The sequence below is a fragment of the Actinomycetospora lemnae genome, from assembly GCF_028737315.1.
Lineage (GTDB): Bacteria > Actinomycetota > Actinomycetes > Mycobacteriales > Pseudonocardiaceae > Actinomycetospora > Actinomycetospora lemnae.
Genome location: NZ_JAQZAO010000006.1, coordinates 64,434 through 75,960 on the forward strand (window position 1 = coordinate 64,434; position 11,527 = coordinate 75,960).

General features: G+C 75.6%; 10 protein-coding genes. 6 read left to right on the forward strand and 4 right to left on the reverse strand.

The window, feature by feature from the left end; all coding sequences use genetic code 11:
- Nucleotides 1–15: 15 nt before the first annotated feature.
- Nucleotides 16–387: a cupin domain-containing protein gene (locus PGB27_RS14935; RefSeq protein WP_274201165.1), complete on the forward strand. Its 372-nt coding sequence runs from the start codon at nt 16–18 to the stop codon at nt 385–387.
- Between the two features lie 28 nt (nt 388–415).
- Nucleotides 416–1,648 (forward strand): FAD-dependent monooxygenase, encoded by a 1,233-nt coding sequence (locus tag PGB27_RS14940; protein WP_274201166.1) that lies wholly within the window; start codon nt 416–418, stop codon nt 1,646–1,648.
- Nucleotides 1,649–1,687: 39 nt separating this feature from the next.
- Here PGB27_RS14940 and PGB27_RS14945 read toward each other — a convergent pair whose 3' ends face one another.
- Together PGB27_RS14945 and PGB27_RS14950 are read right to left on the reverse strand one after the other, a co-directional pair.
- A complete protein-coding gene (locus PGB27_RS14945; protein WP_274201167.1) occupies nt 1,688–2,419 on the reverse strand; it encodes an IclR family transcriptional regulator in 732 nt (243 codons plus the stop codon).
- Entirely contained in the window at nt 2,416–3,912 is a 1,497-nt protein-coding gene (locus tag PGB27_RS14950; protein WP_274201168.1) for an APC family permease, read from the reverse strand. Before PGB27_RS14950 ends, PGB27_RS14945 begins: the two co-directional genes overlap by 4 nt.
- A gap of 269 nt (nt 3,913–4,181) precedes the next feature.
- Here PGB27_RS14950 and PGB27_RS14955 point away from each other — a divergent pair, with 269 nt between their 5' ends.
- Both PGB27_RS14955 and PGB27_RS14960 read left to right on the forward strand, forming a co-directional pair.
- Nucleotides 4,182–5,651, forward strand: a complete 1,470-nt coding sequence (locus PGB27_RS14955) for an APC family permease (RefSeq protein WP_274201169.1) — start codon at nt 4,182–4,184, stop codon at nt 5,649–5,651.
- Between the two features lie 46 nt (nt 5,652–5,697).
- On the forward strand, nt 5,698–7,638 hold the full coding sequence (locus PGB27_RS14960) for a primary-amine oxidase (RefSeq protein ID WP_274201170.1): 1,941 nt from the start codon (nt 5,698–5,700) through the stop codon (nt 7,636–7,638).
- Between the two features lie 55 nt (nt 7,639–7,693).
- Here PGB27_RS14960 and PGB27_RS14965 read toward each other — a convergent pair whose 3' ends face one another.
- The gene (locus PGB27_RS14965) at nt 7,694–7,984 is read right to left on the reverse strand and encodes a hypothetical protein (RefSeq protein WP_274201171.1); all 291 of its coding nucleotides are present in this window, start codon (nt 7,982–7,984) and stop codon (nt 7,694–7,696) included.
- Complete coding sequence (locus PGB27_RS14970) at nt 7,977–9,194, reverse strand: PspC domain-containing protein (protein ID WP_274201172.1); 1,218 nt, start codon at nt 9,192–9,194, stop codon at nt 7,977–7,979. Before PGB27_RS14970 ends, PGB27_RS14965 begins: the two co-directional genes overlap by 8 nt.
- 203 nt (nt 9,195–9,397) lie before the next feature.
- Here PGB27_RS14970 and PGB27_RS14975 point away from each other — a divergent pair, with 203 nt between their 5' ends.
- Nucleotides 9,398–10,843, forward strand: a complete 1,446-nt coding sequence (locus tag PGB27_RS14975) for an ATP-binding protein (RefSeq protein ID WP_408630072.1) — start codon at nt 9,398–9,400, stop codon at nt 10,841–10,843.
- On the forward strand, nt 10,840–11,526 hold the full coding sequence (locus PGB27_RS14980) for a response regulator (RefSeq protein ID WP_274201174.1): 687 nt from the start codon (nt 10,840–10,842) through the stop codon (nt 11,524–11,526). The genes PGB27_RS14975 and PGB27_RS14980 overlap by 4 nt, the downstream gene beginning before the upstream one ends.
- Nucleotide 11,527: the final 1 nt, after the last annotated feature.

Genomic DNA, 11,527 nt, shown 5'->3' on the forward strand with positions numbered 1-11,527 from the left:
CACCAAGGAGCTGCGATGCCCGTCCTCCGTCCCGCCGACGCCGTCCGCCACGAGGCGCACGGCGCCGCGTTCCACACCCTCGTCGCGCCCTCGCGCGGCAGCGCCGAGCTCTGCGCCTGGCGCCTCGAGGTCCCCGCCGGCCAGGTCGGCGCACCGCACCGACCGAGCCGCGAGGAGGTGCTGCTCGTCCTCGACGGCGACCTGCACGTCACCCTCGACGGCACGACCACGACGGTCGTTGCCGGGGACGTGGTCCTCGTGCCGGCCGGGGCCGAGCTCCGGGTCGACGGCGGGGACGCGCCCGCCTCGGTGTGGGTCACGACGTCACCGGGGCTGGAGGCCGAGCTGGCCGACGGCTCACGCCTCGTCCCGCCGTGGGCGAGGTAGTTCGACGATCGAGAGGTATGATGATGGAGTGAGTGACATCGTGGTCGTCGGTGGCGGGCCCGGCGGCGTCCTGCTGACCTACCTGCTCGCCCGCGGCGGGGCGTCGGTGACGCTGCTGGAGTCGCGGCACGACTTCGCGCGCCGCTTCCGCGGCGACACGCTCGCGCCGGGCGTGCTCGAGTACCTCGACACGCTCGGGCTGGCGCGGCCGCTGCTCGACGAGGTGCCGCACACGCGCTCGGACGCCTTCCGCTGGCACACCGCCGAGCGCACGTGGACCCTCGTCGACTACCGCGGCGCCAGCCGGCGCTTCCCCTTCTACGCGCTGATCCCGCAGGCGTCGTTCCTGCCGTGGCTCGCCGAGCGGGCGCGGGCGCACGGTGCGCAGATCCACATGGGCGCGCGGTTCTCCGCGCTGCGCCACGACCCCGACGACCCAGCGGGCCGCGTGTGCGGGGTCGCGTACAGCGTCGACGCCGTCAGGCACGAGCTGGACGCGGCGCTCGTCGTCGGCGCCGACGGGCGGAACTCCAAGGTCCGCGCGGCGTCCGGGCTCGCGGCGACCGAGCTGGGCGCGAGCCTCGACATCCTCTGGCACGCCTTCCCGCGCCGCGCCGACGACCCGTCGTACTCGGGGCTCGACCTGTTCGGCACGCCGACCGGCAGCGTCGCCCTGCTCGACCAGGGGCGGGACTGGCAGCTCGGGTGGACGATCCGCGCCGGCTCGCTGCCGGAGGTCCGCGCGCAGGGGATCGGCGCGCTGCGGGCGGCGGCGGTCGGGGTGCTGCCGTGGCTCGAGGGCCGCCTCGACGACCTCGCCGACGTCGCCGACCTGACCCTGCTGCCCGTGCGCATCACGACGGTCGAGCGTTGGACGCGGCCGGGACTCGTGCTGCTCGGGGACGCGGCGCACGTCGTGTCGCCGGTGGGTGGCAACGGGATCAACCTCGCGCTCGCCGACGCGGCGGACCTCGCCAACCGGCTCATCGGCCCCCTGCGCCGCACCCCGCCCGACCCGGCGCAGCTCGACGACGCGGCCGCGGGGCTCGAGGCCGCCCGCCGGCCGGCGGTGGAGCGCGAGCAGCGGGGGCAGGTGCGCACGGAGCGCCTGGCGGCGCAGAGGATCGCGAGCGGCGACGCCGGGCCGCCGGAGGCCCTGCGCGCGCTGACCCGCGTGCCGGGGTTCGCGCGCCTGGCGGGGCGGCGGGCGCGGGTCGAGGTGCCGGCGCCGGTGCCGGTGATCGCCGCCGGCGCGCCGTGATCGTGGGGGTCGGCCCGGGTGGCGCGCTCGGACGCCCGCTCACGCCAGGAGGGGGGCCAGGTCGCCGGCGTGGGCGTGGAGGAGGTCGACCAGCTCGGTGTTCGGGGCCGCGACCCGCTCGGCCGGGCCGGTGAGGGCGAGGCCCGCGACGAGGCGCCGGTCGTCGGGGGCCCGGACGGCGACGGCGAGGCAGCCCAGCGTCGCGTGGAACTCGCCGCACTGGCGCGCCAGGCCGGTCTCGCGGACCTCGTCGAGGCGCCGGGCGAGCTCGTCGCGGTCGACGACGGTGTCCGGGGTCAGGCGGGTCAGCGGGCCGTCGGGCAGGCCGTGCTCGGCGAGCAGCAGGCGTCCGAGGCCGCTGGCGTGGGGGTGGCGGGAGAGCTCGTCGGCGTCGGTGGGCGGGTGGTCGGGGTCCGGGTCGAGGAACGTCAGCCGGTGCCGGTCGAACGCGACGAGGTGCGCGCCCCAGCGGACGCGGTCGCGCAGCCGGCGCATCACCTGGCGGGCCGCGGTCGGCGCCGCCACCGACGACGGCGCGAGGTTCGCGCTGCGCCGGCCCAGGGCGAAGCCGCCGAGGTCGGGCAGGCGCACGAGGTACTCCTCGGCGACGAGCAGGTTGAGCAGCCGGTAGGTCGTCGCCGGGGGGATGCGCAGCGCCGTCGAGATCTCCTTCGCGGTGATCCCGACCCCCGCCGCCGCGACCTCCTCGAGGATCGCCAGCGCGCTGCGGACCGCCTGCGGCTGCCGCCCGCTGATCGAGGACGACGTCACCGCGCCCTCACGGCGAGGACGTCGGCGGTCGTCGTCTCGTCGTAGACCCCCATCGCGCGCAGCGCCGGCCCCCGCAGTCGTCGCAGCAGCAGCCACCCGCCGGTGCCGACCACGAGGAGCGCGGCGAGGGTCACCACCAGCCCGGTGCCCGCGTGCAGCACGACGACGACGGCCGTGGCGGCCAGCGCGACGGAGGCGAGCACCGAGGTGATGACCACCCCGCGCGTCAGCTCGCCGATCCGCGCCAGGAACCGGGGCGCGGCCACGCAGACCAGCAGGTAGGCGGCGAGGAAGGCCAGCGTGCCCACCGAGAGGAGCCCGCCGAACACCGCGCCCGGCGCGATCCCGGCGAGGGTGCCGACGACCACGACCGCCGCGAGCACCGGCACCGTGACGGCGACGGCGATCGCGGGCGTGAGGTGCCGGCGGTGCGTGCGCCCCAGGGCCGCCGGCGCGAGCCCCTCGCGCGCCAGCGAGAACAGCACCCGGACCAGCGTGTTCAGTGCGGCCAGGGCGCAGGCGCCGAACGAGGCGACGATGCCGGCGTCCATGAGCACCGACGCCCAGCTCAGGTCGCCGCTCGGCGGGCTCGTCACCCCGGACGCGGCCGCCCCGGGCGCGGCGAGCAGGACCAGGGTGGCGACGAGGTAGAGCACCGCGGTGACCGCCGCGGTCGCGCCGATCGCCCGCGGCACCGATGCGTAGGGCCGCCGGGCCTCGACGCCGAGCGTTGCCGCGCTGTCGAAGCCGATGAACGCGGCCAGGGCCGGGAGCACGCCGACCGCGACGCCACCGATGCCGACCGCGCCGACCGCGCCGACCCCGGAGACCCCGGAGACCCCGGAGACCCCGGAGACCCCGGAGACCCCGGAGACCCCGGAGACACCGGCGACCCCGCCCTCCGCCACCATCCCGGACGGCGCCGTCGTCACCGCGAGCGCCACGAGCACGACGAGGATCAGCCCGATCGACGCCGCCTCGATCACCAGCATCACCCGGCCCGCGAGGCGCACGCCGCGGACCGCGCACACGGCCACCGTCACCGCCAGCACGACGACGAGCGCGACGCCCGCGCCGACGGCGGGCACCCCGGGGAACACCCGGGCGAGCAGCGCCCCGCCGTACCAGGACACCCCAGAGAACGCGGCCGCGACGAGCAGGCCGTAGCCGACCACCATCGCCACCGCGCACGCGTACGCGCCGCCGGCCCCGAGGCCCTTGGCCGTGAAGCTGTAGAGGCCGCCGGCCGCCGCCATCCGGCGCGCGAACACCGCGATGCACGCCGCGACGAGCCCGACGAGCACGGCGGCCACGGCGAACGACCACGGCGCGCCCCGCCCGGCGACGGCGATGACGAGCAGCGGCGTCGAGGCCATCGCGCCCGCCGGCGCCGTCGTCGCCACGGACTGCGCGAACACCCCGAGCGGGCGCAGCGCGCGCCGGTGCAGACCGGCCACCGGGGACCGCGCACGCAAGCCGGGGATCCGCGTCACGCCGTCACCGTAGAGCGCGGACCGCTCGGAGCGAAGGGCCCGCGCCCCGAACGAGAATCCCGCCCGACAGTTTCTCGTTCGACCGCGGAAAAGCCGGTGCCGTTCTCCGTTCGGAGAATCCGGCCGCCATTCTCCGCGGGAAGCGAGAGACCGGATCTCGCCGGCGACCGCGCAGCTCAACGAGGGGTTGACCCCGTGGGAACGCCTCGGCAAACGTGACGCGCGACATTCTTCTCGCCCCCCCGTCCACCATTGTCCCGGGAGTCGCCATGGCCGCACCCGTCGAATCCCCCGCACCACCCGCCCGCCTGTCGGGCACGCTCGGTGTGGGGTCGATCGTCTTCATGGTCATCGCGGCCGCGGCGCCGCTGACCGTCATCGCGGGCACGATCCCGCTGGGGGTCGGCGCCGGGAACGGCGCGGCCTTCCCGATGACCTTCGTGCTCTGCGCGGTCGTCCTGCTGCTCTTCGCCGTCGGCTTCTGCGCGATGAGCCCGCACGTCCCCGACGCCGGCGCCTTCTTCACCTACATCCGCCACGGCCTCGGCCGGCCCCTCGGGCTCGGCGCCGCCTTCCTCGCCCTCGCGACCTACACGGCCGTGCAGGCCGCGGTCTACGGCTACATCGGCGCGGCGATCAACGAGCTCGTCACCAGCTTCGGCGGCCCGAGCGTGCCGTGGTGGGCGTGGACGCTGCTCGTCGTCGCCGTCGTCGGCGTGCTGGGCTACCGCCACATCGAGCTCTCCAGCCGCGTGCTCGGGGTGCTGCTCATCGCCGAGATCGCCATCGTGCTCGTCCTCGACGTCGTCGTCGTCGCCCGCGGCGGCGGGGCCGAGGGCTTCTCGACCGCGCTGCTCGACCCCGCGCAGGTCGTGTCCGGCGAGGTCGGCATCGCGATCATGTTCGCGATCGCCAGCTTCATCGGCTTCGAGGCCACCGCGGTGTTCCGCGACGAGGCGCGCGACCCGCAGCGCACGATCCCCCGCGCCACCTACCTCGCGCTGGTCGTCGTCGGTGTCTTCTACGCCCTGTCGACCTGGGCCATCGTGTCCGCCTGGGGCGACGAGGCCGCGGTCGCCGAGGCCGGCGCGGACCCCGCGACGTTCCTGCTCAGGACGTTCGAGAACTGGCTCGGCCCGGTCGGCCTGCACCTCGTGACGGTCCTGCTGGTGACGAGCCTGTTCGCGGCGATCCTGTCGTTCCACAACGTCGCCGCCCGCTACTGGTTCGCCCTCGGAGGGCACGGCGCCTTCCCCGGCGCGTGCGCCCGCACCCACGACCGCCACGGCTCGCCGCACGTCGCCTCGCTGGCCCAGACCGTGCTCGCGGCCCTGCTCGTCGTGGTCTTCGCGATCGCCGGCCTCGACCCCGTCGCCCAGGTCTTCGCGTGGATGGCGGGCACCGCGACGCTCGGCGTGCTCGTGCTCATGGTGCTGACCTGCGTGGCCGTGCTCGCCTTCTTCGCCCGCAGCGGCGTCGACCGCCGGGTCTGGCACACGCGCGTGGCGCCCGCGCTCGGCCTCGTCGGGCTCCTCGTCTGCCTCGCGCTGACGATCAACAACTTCGCGACGCTCATCGGCGGCTCGACCGGCCTGGCCGTCGCCATCGGCGCGGTGCTCGTCGTCGTGTTCCTCGCGGGCGTCGTCGTGGCGCTGGTCCGGCGGCCGACGACGGCCGACGGAACCGATCCGGACAACACGGACGGTGTTGCACGCCGCACCCCGCGCGAGAACGTCTGAGACGCGGCCCAGTCCAGCCCCGAACCCCCCACCAGGAGGAGTGCCCGTGACCGCCACCGCCCCCACGTCCACCGGCGTCGCCCCCGGCGCCGCCACACACCCGCTGGACATGGCCACCCCGGAGGAGTTCCGCACGGTCCGCGAGGTGCTGGCCGACGCCGGGCTGCTCGGCGAGGCCGTGCGCTACTGCTTCGCCGGGCTCGAGGAGCCCGACAAGGCCACCGTGCTCGCGTACACCGACGGCGACCCGATCGACCGTCGCTTCCGGGTGCTGCTGCTCGACATGAGCGGCGCGGCGTCGCGCGACGTCGTCGTCTCCGCCACCCGCCGCGAGATCGACGCGGCCGTCGAGCTCGACCCCGCCACGAGCGGCCAGCTCCCGATCATCGACGCCGAGTTCGACATCATCGAGGGCATCGTCAACACCTCCGACGAGTGGCGCGACGCGCTGCGCCGTCGCGGCATCGATCCGGACAAGGTGCGCGCCGTGCCGCTGTCGGCCGGCGCCTACTACCCGGAGGAGGTCGGGCACCGCATGGCGCGGGTGCTGGGCTTCCGCCAGGACCACGAGAAGGACTCGCCCTGGGCGCACCCGGTGGACGGCCTCGTCGCCTACATCGACCTCACCCGCCAGGAGGTCACCCGGGTCATCGACCACGCCGAGATCCCCGTGCCCGACGAGCCCGGCAACTTCGACGACCCCGAGCAGGTCGGCCCGCAGCGCACCACCCTCAAGCCGATCGAGATCACCCAGCCCGAGGGCGTCAGCTTCACCGTCGAGGGCAACCGCCTGCGCTGGGAGGGCTGGGACCTGCGGATCGGGTTCAACGAGCGCGAGGGCCTGACCCTGCACCAGATCGGCATCCACGGCCGCCCGGTGATCTACCGGGCGTCGATCGCCGAGATGGTCGTGCCCTACGGCGACCCGTCGCCGGTGCGCTTCTGGCAGAACTACTTCGACGCCGGCGAGTACATGTTCGCCCGGTACGCGAACTCCCTCGAGCTCGGCTGCGACTGCCTCGGCGAGATCCACTACATGGACGTCGTGGTGGCCGACGACCTCGGAGAGCCGCGCACCATCACCAACGCGATCTGCCTGCACGAGGAGGACTACGGGGTGCTCTGGAAGCACACCGACCTCTTCACGAACGCGCAGGAGACCCGCCGTCAGCGGCGCATGGTGGTCTCGTTCTTCACCACCATCGGCAACTACGACTACGGCTTCTACTGGTACCTCTACCTCGACGGCTCGATCGAGTGCGAGGCCAAGCTGACCGGCATCCCGTTCACCTCGGGAATGCCGTCGGGCGAGCACCGGTTCGCCACCGAGGCCGCGCCCGGCCTCGGGCTGCCCTTCCACCAGCACCTGTTCTCGGCCCGGCTCGACATGACCGTCGACGGCACCGCGAACGCCGTGGAGGAGGTCGAGGCGGTCCCGCTGCCGGTCGGCGAGGAGAACCCGTGGGGCAACGCGTTCGTCGAGTCGCGCACGCGCCTGACCCGGGAGTCCGAGGCCTCGCGCCTGGCGAACCCGGCGAGCAACCGGAGCTGGCAGGTCGTCAACCCGGGCTCGACCAACCGGTTCGGCCGCCCCGTCGGGTACGCGCTGCTCGCGGAGGGACGCCCGACGCTGCTGTCCGACCCCACCGCGGTGGTCTCGGGTCGCGCGGCCTTCGCGACGCGGCACCTGTGGGTCACGGCGTACGACGCCCACGAGCGCTACCCCGCCGGTGCCTACGTCAACCAGCACCCGGGCGGCGCGGGCCTCCCCGAGTGGACCGCCGCCGACCGGAGCCTCGACGAGGGCGGGCAGGGCGCCGACGTCGTCCTCTGGCACACGTTCGGCCTGACCCACGTGCCGCGTCCCGAGGACTGGCCGATCATGCCCGTCGACTACGCGGGCTTCCGGCTCATGCCCGTCGGGTTCTTCGACCGCAACCCCACGCTGGACGTGCCGCCGTCGTCGAACGGTCACTGCCACAGCTGACACGACGAGCACCGGCCGGTATCGCAGGTGCGGTACCGGCCGGTGTCGTGTCCGGTCAGGAGCGGCGGCGCACCGTCACCCAGAGGACGGAGACCCCGACGCCGACGGCGGCGAGGACGAGCACCCAGCGCGGGTCGACCGTGGCCAGGGTGCTGGTGACGGCGAGGACCGCGACGACGATCGCGGTCAGGCCCGCCACGAGGGCCAGCGGGTCGGGACCGGGACGCCGGGCCGGCGCCGTGTCCTCGTCGTGGGTGTCGGTCGTGGTGTCGGTGGTGGTCGTGGTGTCGATCGCGTCGACGTCGTCGTGGATCGTGTACGGGTCCCGGGGCGAGCGCTCATCCACGGCGCACCTCCACGTCTCCGCCGCCGCTGACGGCCTGCACATCGATGACCGGTCCGCCCGGTCCGTCGGATCCGAGGTCACGGATGGGTCCGGCACCGAGGCACTGCGCGTCGCCGCCGCCGGACTCGCAGGTCGCTGCCACGTCGGCGTTCGCCGGGACGATCACGGTGACGTCGCCGGCACCGCTCTGCGCCTGCGTGCGGACCGGCGGGGTGCCGGGCGGGACCGCGGCGAGGCCGCGCAGGTCGAGGGTGATGTCGCCGTAGGCGGTCTCGTACGCCGGTGCGACGGCGTACGGGGCGGGCGCCCACGTGGCGTCGCCGAGCGCCTGGACCGCGCCGGTGCGGTCGTCGGTCCACGGGGCGACGCCGTCGTCCCACGGTCCGCCGCGGCCCGGCCCACCGTTGGCGGCGGCCACGAGGACCAGCGCGAGCGGCACCGCGGCGACGACGAGGCCGCGCCCCTTGTGCAGGAACGCCCCGACGACGAGGCCGGCGCCGACCACGGCGAGCGCGGTCGCGATGACCGCGGTGGCCCCGAGCGGCAGCACGCCGAGCAGGCCCAGCCCGGCGACGGCCGCGGCCGCGAGCAGCGCGGCGGCGAGCGTCACCGGCACCAGCCGGGAGCGTGGCGGCTTCGGCGCGGGCGGCTCGGCGGGCTCCGGCAGGTCCCACGCGAACGGCGCGGCACCCAGCGGGTCCCACGACGGCGGGCGCGGGGTGTCGGTGGTGTCGCCGGCCGCGAGGCCCTCCGCCGGCGTGCTCGCGTCGGCCGGGTCGATCGGGCGCTGCGGGTCGCGCAGGTGCCCGCGGGTGCGGTGCAGCGCGTAGAACAGGCCGACCACGGTGACCACACCGATGACGGTGCCGAGGTCGCCGGAGAACGCGCCGGCGACCGCGGCGATCCCGAGCAGGCTCCCGAGGACGATCGCCCAGACCGGGGTCTCGCGGCGGCCGTGCTCGTCGACGCGCGGCAGCACCAGGATGCCGGCGAGGTAGACCAGCAGGCCGATGCCGTAGAACGCCGCCACGACGAAGGCGACCCGCACGATCGTCGGGTCGATCGCGTAGCGGCGCGCGATCGCGGCCGCGACGCCCGCGACCTTGCGGTCCTCCTTGAGGCGCGCGGGGCGCGTCGCCCACATCTCGCGCAGGGTCGTGCCGACGTCGGCGCCGGCCGGCGCCCGCGACCCCTGCCCCGGACTGCTCATCGTCCTCATCCTCCCTCGTCGACCGTCGGAGCCGGGCTCCGCGGCGCGTGTCCCGCCGACCACGTCCGGGCCGGCTCGCCCCACCGAGACTGGGCGAGCGGGAGGGCCGCGGAATCCGGGAGCGACCCCGGTCCCCACCCCGAGGCGACCCCGAGGACCCCGGGGGTCGCACCGGAGCCACCGGGGGCCGGTGCCGTGTGACGATGGGTGACGTGGAGGACGTGGCACCCCGGCGCGAGGGGATCGACCCCGCCGTCGCTCCCGCCGCCCCCGGTGCCACCGGCGCGGGCGGCGCGGGTGGCGGCGCGGGTGCTGCTGCCGCCTCCACGGTTCCGTCCGCCCCGGCCACTCCCGGGATCCGCCGCGTCCGGCGCCGGCGGGAGGGTGCGGTCATCGCCGGCGTCACCGGCGGCGTCGCCGACCACCTCGGCGTCGACGTCCTGCGCGTCCGGCTCGTGTTCGTGCTGCTCGTGGCCGCCGCCGGCTCGGGGTTCGCCGCCTACGCGCTCCTCTGGCTGTTCTGCCCGATCGAGCCGCGCGGGGTGCGGCGCACCGTGCCGCCGCGCGAGCGCCGGCAGGGCCTGGGCCTCGCGACGCTCGGCGTGCTCCTCGCGCTCGTGCTCTCCGGCATCGGCGGGCAGCTCTCCGGCTGGATCGTCGGGCCGCTGGCCGTGGTGCTCACCGGCGTCGCGCTGGTGTGGCGCGAGGCCGACACCCCGGACGCCGAGACGGGCCTGGCGCGACGCTCGCGCCGGCTCGTCGGGGGCCGGCTGGGGCTCCTGCGGCTGCTCGCCGGCGCCGTGCTCGTGACGGCCGGGATCGCGGCGTTCCTGCTCGGCAACGTCGACCTCTCGCAGGTGCAGTTCGGCCTGCTCGCCGCGCTCGCGACGCTGGCCGGGGTCGTGGTGCTCACCGTGCCGTGGTGGATGCGGCTGGTGCGCGAGCTCGGTGCCGAGCGCCGCGAGCGCATCCGCGGCCAGGAGCGCGCCGACATCGCCGCGCACCTGCACGACTCGGTGCTCCAGACGCTGGCGCTCATCCAGAAGCAGGCCGGCGAGGACGCCGCCGGCCGCGAGGTGCGTCGCCTGGCCCGCAGCCAGGAGCGCGAGCTGCGCGCCTGGCTCTACGGCCCGCCCGGCGGGGACGCGGGACACCCCGCGGGCGCCGGCGACGCCACCTTCGCCGCGGCCCTCGCGTCGACGGCGGGCGAGGTCGAGGACGACTACGGGCTGCGGGTCGCGCCGGTCGTCGTCGGCGACGCCCCGCTCGATCCCGACACCACCGCGCTCGTCGCCGCGGCCCGCGAGGCGATGGTCAACGCGGCCAAGCACGCGGGCGTCGACGAGATCGACGTCTACGCCGAGGTGGAGCCGGAGACCGTCGAGGTGTTCGTGCGCGACCGCGGGTGCGGCTTCGATCCCGACGCCGTCCCCGAGGACCGCCGCGGCCTCGCGGGCTCGGTCCGCGACCGCATGACCCGCCACGGCGGCCGCGTCCGGCTGCGCACCTCGCCCGGCGAGGGCACCGAGGTCGGCCTGGTGCTGCCCCGGACCCCGCGCAGCACCAACGGGACCAACGGCACGAACGGCACGAACGGCACCGTGACCGAGGGCCCCGACCCCAGCGAGCTCGAGGAGGAGGCCCGATGACCGAGCCGTCCGCCACAGCCACACCCGACGAGCCCGTCACCGTCGTGGTCGTCGACGACCACGCCCTGTTCCGGCGCGGGGTGCGCGCCGAGCTCGAGTCGCTGGCGCGCCGCACCGTCAGCGTCGTGGGCGAGGCGGGGTCGGTCGACGAGGCCGTCGCGGTCATCGGGCACCGCAAGCCCGACGTCGTGCTGCTCGACGTCCACATGCCCGACGGCGGCGGGGCCGCGGTGCTCGCGCGCACCCGCCCCGAGCACCCCGAGGTCGTGTTCCTCGCGCTGTCGGTGTCCGACGCCGCCGAGGACGTCATCTCGGTGATCCGCGCCGGCGCCCGCGGCTACGTCACCAAGACGATCTCCGGACGCGAGCTCGCCGACGCCGTCGTGCGCGTCCGCGCCGGGGACGCCGTGTTCTCCCCGCGGCTGGCGGGCTTCGTGCTCGACGCGTTCGCCGACCGGCCGGGCGCGACCGGCGTCGTCGACCCGGAGCTCGACCAGCTCACCCGCCGCGAACGCGACGTGCTGCGCCTGCTCGCACGGGGCTGGTCGTACAAGGAGATCGCCGCCGAGCTCGTCATCTCGGTGAAGACCGTCGAGACCCACGTGTCGAGCGTGCTGCGCAAGACGCAGTCGTCGAACCGCCACGAGCTCTCGCGCTGGGCGAGCGACCGCCGGCTCGTCTGAG